We start from the raw sequence: 20768 nt of genomic DNA on the forward strand, positions 1-20768 counted from the left end.
AAAAGGCTGTAAAAAAAGTATCGAAACTGCTAGCTTTATATGCCTTTATATTTAAAATATATAATTATAAGTTAAAGGTGAAAAAGGTTATAAAGCAATGGACAGATGGCACTACCCTCGGCACAAACTGTGTGACTATATTCTGCAAGGTACGTAAAGCGGAAGTTGGCCTTTACATATTTTTCATGTATATGAGCGTTCAAAAAAACATCAATTGTTTTGTAAAGGTGGAGCTAGCATAAGCGCTAGCTCTAACATATTAGGTTCGATTAAGCTGCGCAACAGGATAATTCAGATACGTCTTTATTGAAGGTTTGAGCGCATAGTTTTAACCCCTCTACCATTGTCAGGTAAGGAAATAGTTGTCCTGCTAATTCTTCAACTGTCATATTGTTGATAATGGCAATTGCTACGCTTTGAACAAGCTCACCACCTTCATGAGCCAATATTTGTGCGCCTATCAGCTTACCTGTGGATTCCTCTGCAACTAATTTAATAAACCCGTCAGTTTCAAAATTAGCTAATGCTCTAGGCACATTTTCCATTGGTAACACCCGACTTATCGTACTAATGCCTTGCTGGTTCGCTTGAGTTTCAGTTAATCCTACCGTAGCTACTTGGGGATCGGTAAAAATAACGGCAGGCATAGTCGTTAGATCTAAATTCACATCACCACCAGTCATATTCGTTCCTGCTCGGCTGCCTGCGGCTGCCGCTACGTAAACAAATTGTGGCATGTTCGAGCAGTCACCTGCTGCATATATACCTTCGACATTTGTTTGCATCTTTTCATCGACCATTACTTCGCCTCGCTCGGTAACTTGTACACCCACCGCTTTTAAGTTGAGTTTTTCTGTATTGGCATGACGTCCCGTTGATACAAGTAGTCTGTCAGAGGTGATTTGACCGTTGTTTGAGTCGATAATAAATTGTTTACCATCGTGGGCAATGTTTTTGGCACTCGTATAAGTAAGAACATTGATGCCTTCTTTTTTGAAACATTTCTCCAGTTCTTCACCTAATAATGGATCTTCACGATATAGTAAGGTATGCCTTGCAAGCACCGTCACTTCAGAACCCAACCGACGATACGCTTGAGCGATTTCCAGTGCCACTACTGATGAGCCTATAACAACCAAATGCTCTGGTAAATCAGTTGCAAATAGTGCTTCTGTTGAAGTCCAATAAGGCGTACCGCTCAACCCATTGATTGCTGGAATGGTGGGAGTAGATCCCGTAGCAATTAAAATTTTATCCGCACTGATTTCTTGTTGATCACCGTCTGGTTTATCAATAATCAGAGTGTTGGCGTTTTTAAAGCGTGCATAACCTTTGATAAGACTCAAAGAAGGGTTTGTATCTAAGATGTTCTGATATTTAGCATGTCTCAACTCCTCAACACGTGCCGATTGTTGCTGCGACAATAATGCTCGATTTAATTGCGGCTGGTGATTTTCAAGACCTGCAAATGGATTGTTACGTTGTTGCTCCGCGAGTTGTGCGGCTCTGATCAATATTTTTGATGGCACACAGCCTACATTTACGCAGCAGCCACCTATAACGTCTGCTCCCTCAATGATGGTAACTTTTGCGCCACCTTCAGCAGCCTTGGTTGCACAAGCGAATGCGCCAGAACCACTGCCAATAATGGCAACATGCAGATGTTTTTTATTTGATACAAACTGATCAGATGCACAACAAGAATCCTCCTGCGCATGAGATTGGTAGCCCTCTGACTCTAAGGCGTCAATTGCACTCTGGACGTTGAAATCTTCTGACGGAGTGATTGAGACTAAACTCTCTTCATAAGAGACTGAAACGTCAAGTACGCCTTCTAGTTTGATTATTTTATTGTGAACCTTAGGTGCACAACTGGGGCATGTCATGCCTTGAATACTTAACTTAATCATTTTAACTCCTTAGCGCCAATATTGTCAGTTGTGTCACATGTGCCATCATAGCGATGGTAAGCAGGTGAAAATATATCCCATAGCGATACCAAGACCATTAACCCTAGTGCTGAATAGGTTACGTATGTACTCCACCCATATTTAAACCAAGGGTACAAAGACAATAGTAAAAGGACGGGAGCTATCATACCGATGGCGCTTCGTCGCCATTGTTTATGACTCAGCCACCCTAAACCATTTAGTACGAGTACAACCCAAGCAAAAAAGGGCAATAAGGTATTGATAAACAGTCCTTCCCACTGACTCAGGAATCCCATTCCAATTGCAGCGCCTAAGCTGGCAATTGCAGGGAAACACATCGCACACCCCATCGCGGAAACGAGCGCTCCAATAGCACCTGCTTTTTCTCCAAAACGTGTGGTTATATTCAGTAGTTTCTTCATAAGACTACTTAACTTTCTTGGATGGGTAGCCCGCATTCGTTGTGGCATCAGTGAGTGCTTTGATGGTGGCCTTTTCGTCATCAAATGTTACCAACGCTAATTTAGTGTCATACGATACTTTGGCGAGTTTCACACCATCAACGTTTTCTAAGGCTTTTTTAACGGTAATCGGACAGGTCACACAGTTCATGGTAGGAACTTCCAGCGTAACCGTTTGTTCTTTTGCCACAACAGACGCCGCCGACACGCTAAGTAATAAACAAGTTATTAATTTTTTCATAATGATATTCTCCGTTTTAAAGATTTTTCGAAAACTTACGCAAACCAAATGATCCAGTAATTACTCGTCACAAGGACAAGTGCGACTAGTGCTGATACCCAAAAAGTGACTTGTCTGCGTTTTCTTGTTTTTGGAATTGCACATGCAGTGCCTTGCTCACATTTTTCGATAGGTCGATGAACTTTCCAGCCTGCGAACCCAAATGCAGCAATAACCAAAACTATAAAGATTGGTCTGTATGGCTCTAATAGCGTTAGGTTACTTATCCAAGAACCGCTAATGCCGAGTAAAAGCAAAACCAACGGTCCAGCACAGCATAATCCTGCACCAATGGCTGCAATTACCCCACTAATCAAAGGTAAGTTTGAATCTTGGTTCAATTTTTCATACTCCAGTTTATGAACTTAACTAGAGTATGAATGCCGTATCTAGGTACGGAGTCAAGCGTTTTTTGTTATTTTGAATTCGGTTGAAGTGAGTCAATGACTGGGCAGGTGTTTTTATCGGCATTAGAATGACATAAACCAACCAACTCGGTTAACGCCTTTTGTAATTTTTTTAAATCACTGATCTTATCGGCTACAGATTCTAGCTTGGCTTCAGCCAAATCTTGAACTTGGCTACACGGGGAGTCGTTTAATTTGAGTAGATTCTCGATCTCCTTTAGAGAAAAACCTAGTTCTTGGGTTCTTTTGATAAATCTGACTCTGTTAACTATTTCATCAGAGTAGTGTCGGTAGCCTGTTTCTGGCTTTGTGGGCTGTTCAATTAAACTTTTGCGCTCGTAAAAGCGGATAGTTTCGACATTCACCCCAACTTCTTTTGCCAGTTTGCTAATAGTTCTGTTTGGCATAATGTGGCCTACTTTTGATAAATTCTCATTTCATTTTACATATATGCTGCTTATATCGACACGGTAAAATTAGTAACAGTAACCCTATCGATTATCTACTATTCATTCAAAATGGTTGTGGAGAAGGGTTCGCCGATTTAAAGCTTTATACTTTTGTAAAGCAGAATAAAATGTACATCGACAACCGACGAATATCGCTTGCTTTTTAGCTCTAATGGCTGCGGTGCACAGCGTATGTCTGTAAAGTTTTCTCCTGTACATAACCAAGACAATTAGCAAATCACACAAACCAAAGGTTCAATTAGAGTGAAACGCGCTAACAGACACTATCCGGCACACTCCAGAGATGCATTCTTGTAGGTGGGGATGAAAGCAATATTGCTTAAACCGGAAGTCCAAATGATGACCTGAATGTCCGCTGTTTGTCTTTAGGCGACCTTGACTATCAAACCAGTTTCTACCAAGTTTTGCACAAATCGGAAATGTCGCTATCTGGATGAAATTTCAATATCCAACCTTAGAATGCAAATAGCCCAAATAACATTGATGAAATGAGTTTATTCCGAGTGGTAGGCGGCGCAGAACATAATTCTGTTAGTGGCCAGATACGCTCCAGTTGCTCTCTTGCTTTAAAAATACATTCCATGCCCAACTGACCTTTATTAATCTTGTATTTTCGCGTATTGCACTTCAAAAGCGTCTACAGCGTGCAATTTTAAAAACCTTGCTAGATTGTCCAGGCGCCATGTCCGCAGCGCATCAGAACGGCCATGGCGCATAACGTATGCTGTTTTAGTATCAGCGTTAATTGCAAAAACAAAAAACTTAAGTTCATCATCTTTACTTTCCTGAGCGATGACTTTGGTGATCGCTTTATCGGTGAGTCGCTCAGCAAATGCACCTTCTTTTAAATGCAATAAACTATTCATAATAAACAATATGCCGTAATGTTTGATACATAATGGCATATTGTCTTGATTGAACGCTAGAGGTTGTTGATCTTTGTATGAAAAGCAGCCGGCATAGCAACGAGGTATAATTGTTTCGCCAAAAATAATTAACCGTAATGTTGCTATGCCAAGAACGATGTTAACAGATGATGCGTGGGAAATCCTAAAAGTACTGCTAAAGGAGAGTGGCAGAGTCTATAACAAATATGAGCACCGAAATACCCTGGAGGGCATACTTTACCGAATGCGTACCGGCATTCAGTGGCGGGATTTGCCATCTGAATTTGGTCTCTGGAATACGGTCTACCGACGATTTAATTTATGGTCGAAGAAAGGCATATTGCAAAAGTTATTTGAAAGCTTAGCCTCCGAGGGTGACCCAGAATGGTTGTTTCTTGATGGTAGTATAGTTAAAGCGCATCAGGATAGTAGCGGTGCAGCGGGTAAACAAGATGAGGCCATCGGAAAAAGTCGAAGTGGTAACTCAACGAAAATTCACCTTGCGGTAGATAGCGGTGGCCTGCCCGTTTATTTTGAACTATCCGGTGGTCAAGTGAACGACATCGTACATGCACAAAGTCTGATAATAAACTCCCCACAAGCCGATATTGTATGTGCTGATAAAGGCCATGACAGTGAAGCTTTTAGAGCTTACGTAGAAGAAAGTGGAGCAGATGCCAATATTCCACGCAAACGAAATAACAAATTAGGTAATGACGATATGGACTGGTGCCTGTATCGATATAGGCATCTTGTTGAAAACGCGTTTTTGAGGATAAAAAGGTACCGGGCAATATCAACAAGATACGACAAGCTAGCTCGAAACTATAGCAGTACAGTCGCATTGGCATTCATGATGATGTGGCTACCAATGTACTGCTGAACAAATAATGTTCAAAGATCAACAGCCTCTAGTGTCATCGTTTCCATTTAAATGCTCGTCTTTATGGCTACGAGGTTATCGCCATGGATGATAAGGTTGTCATCAAATGAAGGTGGTTTACCTTCCAACGGTAACGATTTATCCTCAACCGCTCTTAGCTCACTAAACGGTACTCCCACGGCAGAAGTATAATATTTTAATGTTGTTAAATCTACCTGATGGAAAATTTAGATCTGTGAGTTATTTGAGCAATCCCAATTAATGCAGGCTCCGACCTGTGAGTTGTTTTAGCTGTAGTGGAACAGTGACTTTGGCCATGTAATTAGAGTTGCTGGACTGGCCATGTCATATTGACCGCTACATCTACATCAACCACAACAGGCCGTTCGAGTAGGTGATTACACGAAAAAGCATTGAGGAAAAATAACAGTTTTATACTTATTAATCAGAATTTTAGTGTTAAAAACAACTTTTACAGCAAAATACAACTTGCGCGGAGATCTGAAAAGAGTAAGGAGTTTTATACTGTTACCAGAGGTTTACCTATGAACTTTATTGATGATGGCTTGATTTTGAAGTCAGTGGTCACTCAAGCAACCCTCTTACTGAAACCGAGAATTCCGGCGTAGGCAGGTGCATCAAGGAGCCTTCCCTTTGCAAGGTAACTGCTATTTTCACGGCTTCTGGGCCACCGACCTTGGGCAGTATTCGGCTTAACAAAGGTACGGTAGTAACGCTTATAAAACAGGCGCTGGAGTATGTAAGAGAGTGCATTGCTTTCGCTATGATGGCTTGCTCAAGCTTGGCGCAGTGAAAAAAGATTACTGACAAAAAGATCGATATTCAAAGTCAGTTCTTAGCTATGCTTGATAGATAACAACGCAACCAAAGCCGATGTTCATGCCTTATTGCCAAACTCACTTTCTCGCTGTAGCGCCTAAGCAAGTTGAAGACATCTTATCGTCATTTGCTAAGGAGAACTTTGTCGCTGGTCAGAAAGCTTACTGGCTAAATGATGGAGGCATTAACATCGACGCTGGTGAAAACGATATTCGGGCTTACTATTACGAGAATGAAGCAACTATAAAGTTCTTCTGTCGCGATGAGCGTAATATGACTATATACGATAGAAAGCTCAGAGCCTTTGCCGCCAAACATAGTGTCTCGCTTAATGAAGAAAGTTCTGGGTACTTATTTGATAAGCTTACCGGAAAATAATTATGATCAACTCACTTGATGTGCTGAAGTTAGCTAAACAGATCTCACGAGATAGTCTTTCTGATGCTCTCAGTCATGAACTGTTAACTCACGGGAATACGCTTTACGGTAAGCACACCGATTTCCCAAACTACATTGAACGCATCACGCCCAGAGGAAAAAAATCACTTGGGTTCTGGCGAAATGGTGAGTTCGAGGAAGTGATTTGCCTGCTATAAAAAACAAAGCCCCCGCTTAGAACACCGAGGGCGAATGGGTTGGGCTCACAAAGGTTAGATACAGATATTAAAATAAGCGAAACCATATCTATCCTTATCGTACATGACGTTAAGAATATGATTGTAAAGTCTATACTTAATAAAGAGTCAATAGGTACCTAAAAATCGTTCAGGTAAAACTTGGGCATTTACGAATAAATGCCCAAGAACACTACTGATCCCCTTTACTATGCACGAGTCGATAGAGTACAGGCAGCACTACCAGTGTTAGCAAGGTTGACGATACTATCCCGCCGATGACCACCGTGGCCAAAGGCCGTTGCACCTCTGCACCTATGCCCGTATTGAGCGCCATGGGCACAAATCCAAGGCTTGCCACTAGTGCTGTCATTAATACCGGACGCAAACGAATAAGTGCCCCTTCAACAATGCTATTCACTAATTCTCCGGTTTCTAGCAAACGTTGCTTGATGAAGGACAGCATTACCAATCCGTTTAATACGGCAATCCCAGACAACGCGATAAATCCTACCGACGCGGATATGGATAAAGGCATATCCCTTAACCAAAGAGACATTACACCGCCTGTTAATGCCAAAGGGATACCTGTGAAGATAATCAACGCATCGCGTATAGAACCAAACGCAATTACCAGCATTGTCAAAATCACAAACAACGTAACCGGTACCACAATCGTCAATCGTTGACTCGCACTTTCGAGCTGCTCAAAGGTTCCACCATAGTCGAGCCAATAACCAGCAGGTAAATCTACTTCATCATTAATTCTCGCCTGAGCTTCTTCAACAAAAGTGCCAATATCTCTGTCACGCACATTTGCTGTGACAACAATACTACGTTTGCCATTCTCCCGGCTTATTTGGCTAGGTACTTCTTTAAATGCAAGTGTGGCTAATTCGCTTATTGGTACATGCTCACCAGAGGGCGTGACTATGGGAACGCTCTCAAGCTGAGTGAGTTCATTTCGAATGTCGTCGGCATATCGCACGACAATTTCAAAGCGTCTGTCGCCTTCAAAAATCATTCCAGCGGTTTTTCCACCTGTCGCAGCATTGAGCCATAACTGCAAGTCGGCTATATCCAAACCAAAGCGTGCCAATTGATTAGGCTTTGGTGTGACGGTGAAGATTGGAATGCCTTCTACCTGCTCAAGCCTCGCGTCATCAGCCCCTTCAATCGTTGAAATAACGGACAAAATGTCAGAAGCAGATGCAAAGAGGGTATCTAAGTCATCCCCAAATAGCCTTATCCCCAAATCTGCCCTTACGCCACTAATCAATTCGTTAAAACGCATTTGTATAGGTTGCGTAAATTCATAATTATTGCCGGGCAAAGTAAACAAGTCCTCTTCAAACGTTTTCACTAACTCAGCTTTTGTCATTGATGGATCGGGCCATTGCTCCCTAGGCTTTAAAATAACAAACGTATCAGTAATGTTTGGTGGCATAGGGTCGGTGGCGACCTCACCCGTACCCGTGCGACCGAATACCGTCTGTACTTGCTCATACTGCATAAGTTTCGCTTCAAGAGTTTTTTGCATTTCAACTGCTTGTTCTACCCCTGTCCCAGGGATCCTAATGGCTTGTACTAAGATATCACCTTCATTGAGCTGGGGAATAAACTCGGAGCCTAATTTACTGCCCATCCATAAACTGCCGACAACCAAAGCACTCGCTGCTACTACCACTAGCCATCTAAAACGCAGCGCTCCGGTTAAAACAGGACGATAGACTGCCTTTGCACCTTTAATAATTGGGCTTTCTTTTTCGCTAATTTTACCTCTCATGAAAATTGCTATCGCCGCAGGCACTACGGTAAAACAAAATACCATTGCGGCAAGCAAAGCCATTATCACGGTCGCTGCCATGGGGTGGAACATTTTACCTTCGACGCCAGTGAGCGTGAACAAGGGGATATAAACAATGGTAATGATCAATACACCAAACAAACTGGGACGTATGACTTCATTAGTGGCTTCATAAACAACATTCAGCCTTTCTTTGAGCGGTAGAGTAGCGCCGTTTTGTTTCTGGGATTCGGATAATCGTCTGATACAGTTTTCAACAATGATAACTGCGCCATCGACAATCAAGCCAAAATCCAGTGCGCCTAAACTCATTAAGTTAGCAGACACATCGGTTTTGACCATACCCGATATCGTGGCAAGCATTGCCATGGGTATTACAGCGGCTGTAATAAGTGCAGCTCGCACATTCCCAAGCAAAACGAATAGCACAACGATGACAAGTAAAGCGCCCTCGACGAGGTTTTTCTGTACTGTGTCGATGGTTTTGTCAACGAGGCTTGTTCTATCGTAAACCGCTTCAAGGATAACGCCCTCGGGTAAGCTTGTTTTAATGGTTTCGAGCTTACTGTCCACAGCTTTGGCGACCGTACGAGAGTTTTCTCCCACTAACATCATTGTCGTGCCAATCACTGTTTCTTGGCCATTTAACGTGCCGGCTCCAGAGCGCAGCTCTTTACCGAGGTTGATTTGGGCGATGTCTTGAATTTTTACCGGTACGCCATCAATGATCTTAACAACCACTTGGCCGATATCGTCGATGCCCTTCAGTTGGGCTTCCGATCTGATCAGTACTTGTTGCCCATTTTGTTCTACAAAACCAGCGCCTTGATTCGCATTGTTGCGTTCTAGCGCACTGAGAAGGTCACCTGTACTTATCCCAAAGTTTATCATTGCGACTGGATTAGGATTCACATGATATTGCTTTTCAAATCCGCCTATCGCATAAACCTCGGTCACCCCCTCAACAAGCGACAATTGGGGCTTAACTACCCAATCATGGATCTCCCTTAATGCCATAGCATCATAGGGTTGACCGTTGTCCTGTCGCGCCTGAGGCTCAGCACTTAACGAGTACATGTAAATTTCACCCAAGCCTGTGGCGATAGGGCCCATTTCAGGGGTTAACCCTGTTGGCAATTGCGCCGCGATGGCGGTGAGACGCTCGTTGACGAGATTTCGTGCGAAATATAAATCGGTGCCCTCTTTAAACACGACTGTGACTTGCGACAAGCCATAGCGTGATATCGAGCGGGTATACGATAAATTAGGCAAACCGGCCAGCGAGGTTTCAACTATAAACGTTATGCGTTGCTCAGTCTCCAAAGGCGAGTAACCTGGGGTTGCGGTATTTATCTGCACTTGCACGTTGGTGATATCAGGCACAGCATCAATCGGCAGTTGTTTGTAACTGTACATACCAAAAAAGGCGACAAACAAGGCGAACAACATCATGACACCACGGCGCTCAATGGATAGACGGAGTATTGGTGCAATCATGCTCTCACCTCACCGTTTTTATGGACTTGGCTTTGCTTTTGACAATAAATGCGCAGGTAATTAGTCATCATCGCCCGCCTCCATTTTTAATAAATCAGCTTTTAGTAGATAGCTATTTTCTACAACGACTTGCTGGCCTATTTGAACGCCCTTCACAATCTCTACTAAACGGTTGTCCGTGTTCCCAAGTTTTACTTGGCGGGGGTAAAATCGTTCCCCTTCTTTGACAAAAACAATGGTTTGCCCATCTAACTCTTGTATTGAACTTTTGGGGAGAGCCAGATTGACTTCTTGGAACCCAATCTGAATATAACCCTCTACCATAGCGCCTAAAGGCCAATAACCACTGCCATTATCAACGTTCACAAACGCGATAGAATAAGGTTTGTCATCAGGTGAGGACGTAATGTGGCTTATACTTGATTGTTGCTGCAATTCCTCAAGCCTTAAAGTGACTTCCATATCAGCGGCAATACGAGTACGTTGTTTGGGGAAAATAGCTAATTGAGCAATTGCGCGAGAGTAATTAGCAACAGAAAGCAGTACTTGACCGTTGGTGAGCTCACCATCATTGGCGTGTCTAGCAATGATTTTTCCAGACATTGGTGAGGTGATTGAGTATTGATTTAAACTCTCGTTTGACTCAATGATTGCCAGTGTGTCACCTTTTTCTACTTTATCTCCAATATTCACCATGATACGTTTTACAACACCGTCGAAGCGGGCACGAATATGACTCAGTGATGCAGGATCATGAACTATCCGCCCAAACGTTCTGGTTGTGAGCGATAATGATCCTGACGCGGCTGAAGCAGTCACGATATCGTTTTCAAGCATCCGTTCTTGAGATAACACTACGTACTCGGGTCTTTCTTCGGCTTCCTCATCGTCATCATCAGCCAGGGCGACAGTAGCAAACAGTAAAGTCAGTAGCATGGCTAACACGCCAAGCAAGTCACGTGCGCTAGTGAGTAATGTAAATTGTGATGTATTCATTATTTTTTCTCTAGTAATTCTGATGATTGAGCAGACGTCGAGGGAGAGTCAGAAAACACGGGAATTCCCGTAAGTGCCTCTAGATCTGCGCTTCGAAGGTGGACTAAGCCTGCGGCTTTTATCAGTGCTCGTTGCATATCGATGAGTTGTTGCTGCGTTGTCACCCACTCTATGTAGTTGTAGCGACCACTTTCATAGCCTTCCCGCGCCAAGTTCAGTGCAGATTCCAATGTGGGAACGACATTGTCTTGAAGGGTCGTAACAGTGAGCAAGGCTTGGTCTTTTGCGCTAATGACTTGATTTATTTGGCGAGTGAGTTCACGAATTTTCGCTTGTTTTTGATAGTCGATACTGTCAAGCAATGCGCGCTGTTGTTCGTATTCTCCTAGATTCCGCTGCTTGGTATTTAACGGCACCGAAATACTGGCGACTAACGCTGTGTCATTAATTCCCTGCATTCTTCGGATACCGGCTTCCCACGCAATGTCGAACTGCTGACTGGCCTGAACCACTCTCAATCTGGCCTCTTGTACCCGATAGTTATCAGCATAAAGCAGAACGTGTGGATTGCTTTGAAGCTGTGAAAGCATATGTTCAAGTGATAGTGAATTTGGAAACGATAACAGTGTCCCTTCAACTTCCGCAAACGCAGCGTTAGTGTCACCCCACATGATGGCCAGGTCGCGTTTATACTCATTGAGTTTTTGTTCACTTATCAATAACGACAAACGCGCCTGCGACAACGCTGACTCTGCACGTTTTTTCTCAAGTGGTGAAGAAGCCCCCGCTTCAACCCGTGTAGAGACTGTCTGAAGCATTGTGCGAGCCAGCATTTCAGCTCGTTGCTCAGTCTTGTGCAACGCTTGTTGGACAATGACATTGATATATCGTCGAGTTGTTTCACCCAAGATGTCCAGCGTACGAATGCGCCGTTGTGTAAGCAGTTGTGCTTTTTTTGAACTCACCACATTCATTCGGCCGCTGACTTTATCTCCAAGCTCGATGACCGACGATAAGGTCAGTGTCAATTCGGCATCTTTGATACCAGACACTTCGCCTGTTCCCAACACATTTTCAACTTCAACCCCAACAGACATTTCAGGTCGTAAGCTGGCCATTTTTGATTCACCATCCAAAGCCGAAGATTTAAATTCGAACACAACTAAATCTGGGTTGTTTGATAATGTGCGTTTGAGCGCATTTTCAAGCGTGATTGAAGACTTTTGCGCATTGGCAGATTGAACAGATATGCTCATGGTTACCAGTGCAGCAGATATCAATTTCAGATACGCTGAGCTAGCTTTTTTTATGCCCAATGGGCGTGAAGAACTCATAAAAGAACCTTTTGTTCATAAGATAACGACATACATGGAAAGCACCCATGCAAACATATAGGAGGGAATGGATTAATGTTGAGGTGGGCGCAAAAGGCCTTCGACTAGGCCGTCAATGACGTTGCGGGAATAACTGTATTGATTGGTATATAACGGTTTAGATACGTCATTTATTGGGTGTTGTGCCAGAAACTTAATCTGTCCACATTGACATAGCACACAATGGAAACACTTAGACTCTTCACTCGACGTATTATCACCAGCATTTACATTTTTTTCGGGAACATCATAAGTGCCTATCGACTTTGATTGTTCAGGGACTGACGATACCTCCGCAGGGTAGTCATCGCATTGAGCGGCGAACGAAAAGCCCGATTGACACATGAGCAAAGTAATAAGTAGCCATGCCAACCTACGCAGTTTTGATGTGCAATTAAAAATTGGCATTTTCTTATCAACTTTGCGCATTAAGCGCTCGCTGTCTTTCATTTCCAGCCTCTTCGAGGATCATTTTTGCCCCGCGCAACACAACGCACGAAACTATCACACCGATAACCAGATCAGGCCATCGAGAATCGAGCCAAAACACCAAAACGCCAGCAAAAATAACGCCTAAGTTGGCAATCACATCGTTGGCTGAAAATATCCAGCTTGCCCGCATATGCACTTCTTCATTTCTTTGTTTGCGTATGATCACAAGACAAATGACATTAGCAACCAGTGCAACTGCCCCCATAGCCATCATTAATCCTGATACAGGTTCGCTACCGTAAATTGACCGTCTTACAATATCAATGATAATCAACAGACCCAATGCCATCTGAAAAAAGCCGCTAATTCTAGCCGCATTCGCTTTGTGCAATAGCGATTTACCAATAGCATAAAGGGCAACACCATAGACAACTGCGTCGGCGAGCATATCAAGTGAATCGGCTATTAATGCGGTTGAATCAGCAAGCAACCCGATCCCCATTTCTATAACAAACATTGTCGCGTTTATTCCCAAAAGCCAATACAAAACCTGTCGTTGAGACTGGTCTTTTATTTCAACTTCGCACCCACATCCGCTCATTGGAAACACACTCTTTACTGATGAATAAAATGAGTATAAAGTCTATACTTGGTATAGAGTCAACGGTTAGGAGAAAAAAATGAAAATTGGTGATGTCGCAAAGACGACAGGTTGTAGTATTCAGACCATTCGTTTTTATGAAAAGAAGGGGCTCTTGCCTGAGCTTAAGCGCTCAAGTGGAAATTATCGTGTCTACGACAAGGGGACTATTGAACAACTCCTGTTTATCAAACAGTGTCGTTCATTAGATATGTCTATCATGGAAGTAAAAACGCTAATGGACAGTCGTTCGAGGCCAGATCAGAGCTGTTCAAATATCAATACGTTAATAGCTAAGCATTTATCAGACGTCATTATTCGCATTGAAGAGCTAAACGCATTAAAGTCATCACTCGAAAATATGGCGTCATCGTGTGACCAAGACAAAACCATTAGGGACTGTGGTATTTTAAATTATTTACACACTTAAAATTGTAAGAAGAACACAATTTCACTGTGCGCGCTCACCTTAACTTGTATCTATCGGCTAACATTCGTCATTTGTGTAGATTTATAAGGCAAAAATCAATAGCCTGATATTCAGCGTTTGTAGTCTACCGTGTACGATTTTCTGCCATTGACCCGTAGAGATTTTTACAATTCGCACCGTTCTTTACCAACAAGTTTTATCTCTGAATCGAAAACGCTGAGCATTTATTTTACAGTCTCAGCGTACTAGAGACGTAGATATTGGCCACAAACTTCACTGGCAGCTCTCAAGTCTCGAGCTTTTTGGGTTTTCATTGGTCATCCTCAGGCCATTGCGGTTTGTGGCTCTAGCTCTGCGATCATTTCTTCAATGCTGTATTGTGCATCGCCTTCGAATTCATCTTTTTGCTTCCAATAAAATCGGTCTGATATAGGCCGGTTTGTTTTCCTGTGTTGATAGATTTCATTCTGTACTTCTCGAAGTTTCGCAATTGTAATACCTTGGCCTGTTGCTCTATTGTTCGCTTTTTAGTATCTAAAAAGACAATAATTTGCGAAACATTGTTTCATTAAAAACTAGTCCTGACGGGTGAGGTTTACATCTTCTCAGGTTACAGTTTTTACATTACATATGCTTGAACACTTTCGATGCTGAACAGCTTATTAGTAGAAACCCTGTAGCCGATTCAACTCCTGCTATCATTCGTAGATGTCCGTCCGGCTCGATACTTCCAAGACCCAATGTAGTAATCGTAGTTAGTGAAAAGTAAAAAATATCCATGGAAGTGGCAGGTTGCTTAAAATCGCCGAGCTCGAAATAAAGTCCAATTTCATACGCCAGAGTAAAAATGACTGCTAGTAAAAGTTGGCTCGAAATGGCAATAACGACTACCGACAGTGTTTTTATCCAAGCTCCCTTCAATCTCTCGCTGATATTGTCCGCGACTACTGAAATATTAAAAAGATGCAGCCCTACGCAGATCAACAGTGCAGTTAAAACTATTAATATAGACAAAAACATAATATTTCCTTGTTGGTACAAAACTTGACTAGTTAAGATTGATTGGTTTGTAACCTCTCTCAAGCTTTCTTTTGTTAGAAAGATTTACAAATATTAACTATTTCTTAAGTAAGGATTACATATGAAATACTCTAAGTTCGCTGCAATGATAATAACTTCAACTGTAGCGATGTTTTTAATGATGTACTTAAATACCTACGCTATCTCGCATGTCTGGTTCAGTGAGACAAGGACTTATATGGCACTCTATATGGGGGCAGGCATGGCGATTATAATGTTAGCTTTCATGTTAGGTATGTATAGCAACAAGAAACTCAATACAGCCATTTTTATAATAGCGGCACTTACTTTCGCCTTGTGTATCTATCTTGTTCGTTCACAAAGTACCATTTCAGATACCGCTTACACGAAAGCAATGATTCCTCATCACTCTATAGCTATTTTGACTAGTGAGCGTTCTAACCTTGAAGACGTTCGCGTACGAGAATTAGCAAACGGCATTATTAAAGCTCAGCGAAAGGAAATAAAGGAGATGGAGTGGTTGATAGAGGATATAAATAAGAATGGCAAGGTAACAACTCAGGAACAGGCCGAACAGCGTCCAATTCCTCAATTTGAAGGTAAATTGAATAAAGGAAAGGAAAATGAGTAAGAAAGCTATCCTATATAGAATGGTTACTAAAGAGCACATTTGCCCTTACGGTTTAAGGTCAAAAGACTTACTAGAGCGAGAAGGCTATTCAGTAGAAGACAATCATCTTACTTCACGTAATGACACCGATGATTTCAAGCAAAAGCATGGTGTAGAAACGACGCCTCAAACCTTCATCGAAGAAAAGCGAGTTGGTGGATATGATGAGCTTCGTAAATACTTCGGGAAAGGAGAAGCGGGGCAGAACGGAACTACTTATGCACCTGTTATTGCGATTTTTTCTGTGGCAGCTCTGCTATCGTTAGCATTCCAGTTTTTTGTTTCTGAAGACTTCATCTCTATAAGAACACTGGTTCTCTTTATTGCTTTCTCAATGACACTACTTGCAGTTCAAAAATTGAAGGATTTGTATAGTTTTACAAATTCGTTCATAACCTACGATTTGTTGGCAATGAGGTGGCTTCGATATGGTTACATCTACCCATTTCTTGAAGCCTACGCGGGGATAGGAATGGTAGCTCAACTGCCTGCCATAGCTGTTGCGCCATTTTCACTATTTATAGGAACCGTTGGGGCAATTTCTGTCTTTAAAGCAGTATATGTGGATAAACGGGAGCTCAAATGTGCTTGTGTCGGTGGGGACAGTAACGTGCCGTTAGGTTTTGTTTCACTATCAGAAAACATTTTTATGATAGCAGGCGCATTACTCATGTTATCTTTTTAGTTACAAGAGTTGCTTATCGACTAAACTTAATAAAAGTAACTCTATCAGCTTTTAAGATTGAAAAGACTGCTTGTTTAACTACATAGGAAGTTGTTTATCTTAGTTACAAGCAAATGTCATTGATTAAAGTGTCCTTAAGACTTATCTTTTCTAAGGGAATAACGTCGCGTAAAGGTTGAGAGCAAATACAAAGTTATGAGATCTATTATTTTCACACTATGCATTGGATATTTATTGGTACTGTTTACCGTGCCAGTTGATGCGTGTGAAATGAAAATGGATGAACATAGCTCATTAACTAAGGTTTCTCACAAATTCGCAGACGCTCATGAGGAGAAACGTAGCAGTTCACCTAGTTCTAAGCATCAAAGCGCTCACACTGATGGACACCCCTCGCATTCGGGTAAATCAGGTTGCTGCAATGATGGATGTATGTGTATAGCTACCAATTGCTACCACTTTGCAAGTCTTTTTTACGTTCCCATTCGTCAATTTGAAACAACTTTTGCTGAGCAGTATGACATTATCGCTCTAGCTGTTCCCCCCAAAATTTTCACTCCACCTTTTCGTCCCCCGATAGCCTAAGGTACTGACTTAGTTAGTAATACTTTTTAAATGGATGAAATTCCTTCGTCCAGTTAGTATCAATTCAAAGGCTAAAAACTATGAAAAATTCTATCGACAACGGTCGCAGAAGATTTGTGCTCGCTGCCCTGACCTCAAGCGCTGCGGCTGCGTTAACCAACGTTAGTCCTCTATGGGCAGCACCTGTTGGTCGCCATTTTAAAGATCAAGTTTTGACAGGTGATATTAAAAATCTCAATGTGTCAAAAGCGCAATTGCCAATAGGCTCAAATATGGGCTCACCTATAACGATCAATGGTCAAATGCCGGGCCCGTTGATTAGATTGAAAGAAGGACAGAGAGCGCACCTCAATGTAACTAACCACCTAAACCAAGATACTTCAATACACTGGCACGGGATTATTTTACCACCAGATATGGATGGCGTTCCGGGAGTTTCCTTTGCCGGAATAAAACCTGGCGAAACATTTAAATATGCATTCGATGTCGAGCAAAACGGCACCTACTGGTACCACAGTCATTCAGGCCTCCAGGAACAGTTGGGCCATTTAGGACCTCTTGTGATCGACCCCGCAGATGGGGACATTGGGGCTGATAGGGAACATACAATTATTTTAAGCGATTGGACGTTTTCAGACCCCCATGACGTTATGCGAAAACTGAAGGTAGCGGAAGGTTATTACAATTATCAAAAGCGAACTATTTTCGACACGTTAGAAGACGTAAAGAAAAAAGGGCTTGCCGATACATGGGAAGAGCGTGCTATGTGGGGTGCAATGCGTATGAGCCCTCGCGATATAGCTGACGTTACAGGCAGTACATATACATACTTAATGAATGGCCGGACACCACAAGATAATTGGCAAGCCCTGTTTAAAGTAGGCGAGAAAATCCGGTTGAGGATCATAAATGGTTCTGCGATGACTTATTTCGACTTTCGCATCCCAGGGCTTGAAATGACAGTTGTAGCTGCAGATGGTCAGCCTGTTAAACCAGTAAATGTGGATGAGTTTCGAATTGCAGTAGCGGAAACTTATGACGTAATCGTTCAGCCAAAAGAGCGAAAAGCTTATACCTTTTTTGCGGAAAGTTTTGATAGAAGTGGATATGCGCGTGGCACCCTAACCCCGTCAATTGGCCTTACTGCAGAGGTTCCCCCACAGCGAGTTATCACAGAGCGTGGTATGGCGGCGATGGGGATGGACATGTCTGGTATGAAAGGCATGAATATGGATAAGTCCAAGGTCGACAGCTCGGGCATGGCTGCTCCAAAAGGTGAAATGAAAGGAATGGGGCAGCATAGCGCCCATACAATGCATGGCACCCAAATGGAAGGAGAAATGACCCCCTCCAAAAAGCTCCCAGTAGAAAGCATAGACATTGTCCACAGCGAAGACGGGCACGGCGCTGGTGCAGCGATGATTGCTAAAAATCCAAGTTCTAGGTTGGATGAACCTGGGATCGGTTTGGAAGACAGCCCACATCGTGTCCTTGTTTATACAGATTTAGTCGGTGAAAGTCCTTGGCCTGACGAAAGAGAGCCGGAACGTCAAATTGAGCTTCACTTAACGGGCAATATGGAAAGGTACATGTGGTCGTTCGATGGCAAAAAGTTTAGTGAAGTAGACGGATATGTACGTTTCAATTATGGCGAGAGACTACGTCTGATCTTGGTTAATGACACTATGATGGATCACCCTATTCATTTACATGGTATGTGGATGGAACTTGAAAACGGCCAATATCCAAGACCTCGTAAACACACGATCAGCCTCAAGCCTGGAGAGAAGGTCTCGTTACAAATCAGCGCAGATGCCCCCGGTGAGTGGGCGTTTCATTGTCACCTGCTATACCACATGGAAGCAGGTATGTTTCGTGTTGTACAGGTCGCATAGGAGATTAAAATGAAACAGATATTAATAGCAGGCCTAATAACATTAACTTTGAGCGTTGACAATGCTTTGGCTCAATCAAGAGATGACTGGCCATCTCCTATTCCTAATGAATATTTTGGCCAAGTTCTATTTGACCGACTTGAATATACTCGCACTGATGAGCAGCAAAATATAGGGGTCTGGGACATGCAAGCGTGGTATGGCGGAGATTACCATCGTCTTGTTTTTAAAAGCGAAGGCGAAAATACACAAAACGATGGAATGCCTACTGATCTGGAACGAGCAGAACTGTTGTACGGTTATCTAGTTTCTTCTTTTTGGTCTATACAATTTGGTGTGGGCACAAAGGGAGAGCTGTCATCAGATGCGGATATGGAGAACTATGCGGTGGTCAGTTATCAAGGTCTAGCTCCTTACTGGTTTGAAATGGAAAATTCACTGCGTATTAACGAAGACGGTGACATGCAGTTCATCAATGAAACCGAATATGACTGGCAACTAAGTCAAGTTTCCTATCTGCAACCGCGACTGGAAGTTGTTGCCAACCTCACCGATTCTGAAAAGTATGACCGTCAAAGCGGGTTGAGTAATATTCGTATTGGTTTGCGATATCGGCATGAAATAGTGAGGGAGGTAGCACCTTATGTCGGTGTTTATTACAGCAAAGCTTTGGGAAATACAGCTGATGCATTAAAGGCTGAAGGCAAGTCAACCAGTGAAACTGGTGTAGTGTTAGGTGCAAGGATTTGGTTTTAAACGCCCTACGCTAAAAATGAAATAACTGGTATGCCATTGCCAGTTATTTCTTTCTACACGTCTTCGAATTTGTTTTGTAATGGGCCTGTGTCCTTATATTTGCTGCAGGTTGCTTTTGTTGTTACTCAGGCTCACATGACATAAAGGAGTAACCAATATGAATGAACACGAGCATTCAAACAGGAAAGATTCGTTAAGCCTCTGGGGCGCGGTATCGATGGGAACTGGTGTAATGATAGGTGCTGGTATATTTGCTTTAACCGGGCAAATAGCAGAGCTGGCAGGCACATGGTTTCCTTTTGCGTTTTTAGTTGCAGCGATAATTGCAGGGTTTAGCTCATACAGTTACATCAAAATGGCACAGAAATACCCCTCTGCAGGTGGTATCGCCATGTTTCTGAAAAAAGCCTATGGTAGAGGTCTGCTGACTGGTGCCTGTGCATTGCTAATGTTTTTTTCCATGGTTATCAATGAAAGTTTGGTAGCCCGCACTTTTGGCACTTATGTCCTACAATTGTTTGACTCTCAGGGCGCTGAGTGGCTTATACCAGCGCTTGGCGTGAGTCTTCTTATTGTGGCATTCATTGTTAATATTTTGAGTAATCAATTCATACAGACCCTCTCATTTATTATGGCTTTTATCAAAATAGCAGGACTTGCAGTTTTGGCAATTGGTGGGCTGTGGGCAACCGGTTTGTCGTTTGAGAGCGTTTCAGCTCAACCGCAAGATACCAGCGCAACCGGTTTTCTCGGAGCCGTGGCACTTGGTATTTTGGGATACAAAGGATTCACTACAATCACAAACAGCGGAGGCGAGCTCAAACAACCAGAAAAAAATGTAGGAAGGGCCATAGTCATTTCTATATCCATTTGTGTGGTACTTTATGTTTTTGTCGCAGTTGCAGTTGGAGCAAATTTATCAATTGGCGAAATAATACAGGCAAAAGATTATTCGCTTGCTGAAGCATCTCGACCCGCATTCGGCCAGTATGGTGCTTGGTTTACTATAGCTTTCGCGATTATTGCCACGTCTTCCGGTGTCGTTGCCAGCATCTTCGCTGTTTCAAGAATGCTATCGATGCTTACATCAATGCAACTTGTGCCTCACCGTCATTTTTCATTACCGGGAGATATAAGAAGACATTCCTTAATTTATACGTTAGTCATCGCAATATTTCTTACCATATT

The 20768-nt window shown here is 42.7% G+C and carries 22 protein-coding genes; 9 read left to right on the forward strand and 13 right to left on the reverse strand.

Features of this window, described 5'->3' with window-relative positions; translation table 11 throughout:
* Nucleotides 1–269: 269 nt before the first annotated feature.
* The 6 genes from merA to ACFI6J_RS11285 all read right to left on the reverse strand — a co-directional run bounded on the left by merA (nucleotide 270) and on the right by ACFI6J_RS11285 (nucleotide 4403).
* On the reverse strand, nucleotides 270–1910 hold the full coding sequence (merA, locus tag ACFI6J_RS11260; RefSeq protein WP_020743016.1) for a mercury(II) reductase: 1641 nt from the start codon (nucleotides 1908–1910) through the stop codon (nucleotides 270–272).
* Entirely contained in the window at nucleotides 1907–2353 is a 447-nt protein-coding gene (gene merC, locus ACFI6J_RS11265; protein ID WP_020743017.1) for an organomercurial transporter MerC, read from the reverse strand. The genes merA and merC overlap by 4 nt, the downstream gene beginning before the upstream one ends.
* Nucleotides 2354–2357: 4 nt before the next feature.
* Nucleotides 2358–2633 (reverse strand): mercury resistance system periplasmic binding protein MerP, encoded by a 276-nt coding sequence (gene merP, locus ACFI6J_RS11270; protein ID WP_020743018.1) that lies wholly within the window; start codon nucleotides 2631–2633, stop codon nucleotides 2358–2360.
* A 35-nt stretch (nucleotides 2634–2668) separates the two neighbouring features.
* Entirely contained in the window at nucleotides 2669–3013 is a 345-nt protein-coding gene (locus ACFI6J_RS11275) for a mercuric transporter MerT family protein (protein WP_020743019.1), read from the reverse strand.
* Between the two features lie 74 nt (nucleotides 3014–3087).
* Nucleotides 3088–3486 carry an Hg(II)-responsive transcriptional regulator gene (gene merR / locus ACFI6J_RS11280; protein ID WP_061095336.1) on the reverse strand — a complete coding sequence of 133 codons (399 nt, stop codon included), beginning with the start codon at nucleotides 3484–3486 and terminating at the stop codon, nucleotides 3088–3090.
* Nucleotides 3487–4148: 662 nt separating this feature from the next.
* Nucleotides 4149–4403, reverse strand: coding sequence for a hypothetical protein (locus ACFI6J_RS11285; protein ID WP_232380342.1), 255 nt, complete (start codon nucleotides 4401–4403; stop codon nucleotides 4149–4151).
* A gap of 157 nt (nucleotides 4404–4560) precedes the next feature.
* Between ACFI6J_RS11285 and ACFI6J_RS11290 the strand changes: the two genes are divergently transcribed.
* From ACFI6J_RS11290 to ACFI6J_RS11300, 3 genes are all read left to right on the forward strand, one after another.
* Complete coding sequence (locus tag ACFI6J_RS11290) at nucleotides 4561–5319, forward strand: IS5 family transposase (protein WP_239302198.1); 759 nt, start codon at nucleotides 4561–4563, stop codon at nucleotides 5317–5319.
* Between the two features lie 900 nt (nucleotides 5320–6219).
* The gene (locus tag ACFI6J_RS11295; protein ID WP_069945574.1) at nucleotides 6220–6537 is read left to right on the forward strand and encodes a hypothetical protein; all 318 of its coding nucleotides are present in this window, start codon (nucleotides 6220–6222) and stop codon (nucleotides 6535–6537) included.
* Nucleotides 6538–6539: 2 nt separating this feature from the next.
* Complete coding sequence (locus ACFI6J_RS11300) at nucleotides 6540–6755, forward strand: hypothetical protein (RefSeq protein WP_061093927.1); 216 nt, start codon at nucleotides 6540–6542, stop codon at nucleotides 6753–6755.
* 211 nt (nucleotides 6756–6966) lie between these two features.
* Here ACFI6J_RS11300 and ACFI6J_RS11305 read toward each other — a convergent pair whose 3' ends face one another.
* The 5 genes from ACFI6J_RS11305 to ACFI6J_RS11325 all read right to left on the reverse strand — a co-directional run bounded on the left by ACFI6J_RS11305 (nucleotide 6967) and on the right by ACFI6J_RS11325 (nucleotide 13479).
* Nucleotides 6967–10077 (reverse strand): efflux RND transporter permease subunit, encoded by a 3111-nt coding sequence (locus tag ACFI6J_RS11305; RefSeq protein ID WP_462586153.1) that lies wholly within the window; start codon nucleotides 10075–10077, stop codon nucleotides 6967–6969.
* A 60-nt stretch (nucleotides 10078–10137) separates the two neighbouring features.
* The gene (locus tag ACFI6J_RS11310) at nucleotides 10138–11073 is read right to left on the reverse strand and encodes an efflux RND transporter periplasmic adaptor subunit (RefSeq protein WP_044447487.1); all 936 of its coding nucleotides are present in this window, start codon (nucleotides 11071–11073) and stop codon (nucleotides 10138–10140) included.
* Entirely contained in the window at nucleotides 11073–12407 is a 1335-nt protein-coding gene (locus ACFI6J_RS11315; protein WP_123326248.1) for a TolC family protein, read from the reverse strand. The genes ACFI6J_RS11310 and ACFI6J_RS11315 overlap by 1 nt, the downstream gene beginning before the upstream one ends.
* A gap of 72 nt (nucleotides 12408–12479) precedes the next feature.
* Nucleotides 12480–12896 carry a hypothetical protein gene (locus ACFI6J_RS11320; RefSeq protein WP_462586156.1) on the reverse strand — a complete coding sequence of 139 codons (417 nt, stop codon included), beginning with the start codon at nucleotides 12894–12896 and terminating at the stop codon, nucleotides 12480–12482.
* Nucleotides 12862–13479 (reverse strand): cation efflux transmembrane domain-containing protein, encoded by a 618-nt coding sequence (locus ACFI6J_RS11325; protein ID WP_278346604.1) that lies wholly within the window; start codon nucleotides 13477–13479, stop codon nucleotides 12862–12864. The genes ACFI6J_RS11320 and ACFI6J_RS11325 overlap by 35 nt, the downstream gene beginning before the upstream one ends.
* Nucleotides 13480–13558: 79 nt before the next feature.
* On the opposite strand from ACFI6J_RS11325, the gene cadR reads away from it, so the two are divergent.
* Nucleotides 13559–13948, forward strand: a complete 390-nt coding sequence (gene cadR, locus ACFI6J_RS11330; protein ID WP_015065929.1) for a Cd(II)/Pb(II)-responsive transcriptional regulator — start codon at nucleotides 13559–13561, stop codon at nucleotides 13946–13948.
* Between the two features lie 323 nt (nucleotides 13949–14271).
* Here the strand turns inward: cadR and ACFI6J_RS11335 are convergent, their stop codons facing one another.
* Nucleotides 14272–14445 (reverse strand): S-4TM family putative pore-forming effector, encoded by a 174-nt coding sequence (locus ACFI6J_RS11335; RefSeq protein ID WP_422389437.1) that lies wholly within the window; start codon nucleotides 14443–14445, stop codon nucleotides 14272–14274.
* A gap of 127 nt (nucleotides 14446–14572) precedes the next feature.
* Complete coding sequence (locus ACFI6J_RS11340) at nucleotides 14573–14968, reverse strand: ion channel (protein ID WP_015066041.1); 396 nt, start codon at nucleotides 14966–14968, stop codon at nucleotides 14573–14575.
* Between the two features lie 121 nt (nucleotides 14969–15089).
* Here ACFI6J_RS11340 and ACFI6J_RS11345 point away from each other — a divergent pair, with 121 nt between their 5' ends.
* The 5 genes from ACFI6J_RS11345 to ACFI6J_RS11365 all read left to right on the forward strand — a co-directional run.
* A complete protein-coding gene (locus ACFI6J_RS11345; RefSeq protein ID WP_012516919.1) occupies nucleotides 15090–15620 on the forward strand; it encodes a DUF305 domain-containing protein in 531 nt (176 codons plus the stop codon).
* Nucleotides 15613–16344 carry a MauE/DoxX family redox-associated membrane protein gene (locus ACFI6J_RS11350; protein ID WP_012516918.1) on the forward strand — a complete coding sequence of 244 codons (732 nt, stop codon included), beginning with the start codon at nucleotides 15613–15615 and terminating at the stop codon, nucleotides 16342–16344. The genes ACFI6J_RS11345 and ACFI6J_RS11350 overlap by 8 nt, the downstream gene beginning before the upstream one ends.
* A gap of 665 nt (nucleotides 16345–17009) precedes the next feature.
* Nucleotides 17010–18824: a copper resistance system multicopper oxidase gene (locus ACFI6J_RS11355; RefSeq protein WP_012516917.1), complete on the forward strand. Its 1815-nt coding sequence runs from the start codon at nucleotides 17010–17012 to the stop codon at nucleotides 18822–18824.
* A gap of 9 nt (nucleotides 18825–18833) precedes the next feature.
* Nucleotides 18834–19580, forward strand: a complete 747-nt coding sequence (locus tag ACFI6J_RS11360) for a copper resistance protein B (protein ID WP_012516916.1) — start codon at nucleotides 18834–18836, stop codon at nucleotides 19578–19580.
* A gap of 157 nt (nucleotides 19581–19737) precedes the next feature.
* The coding region (locus ACFI6J_RS11365; protein WP_462586158.1) for an APC family permease at nucleotides 19738–20768 on the forward strand (1031 nt) is incomplete at its 3' end.

It is taken from the genome of Alteromonas sp. G4i13 (assembly GCF_054960505.1).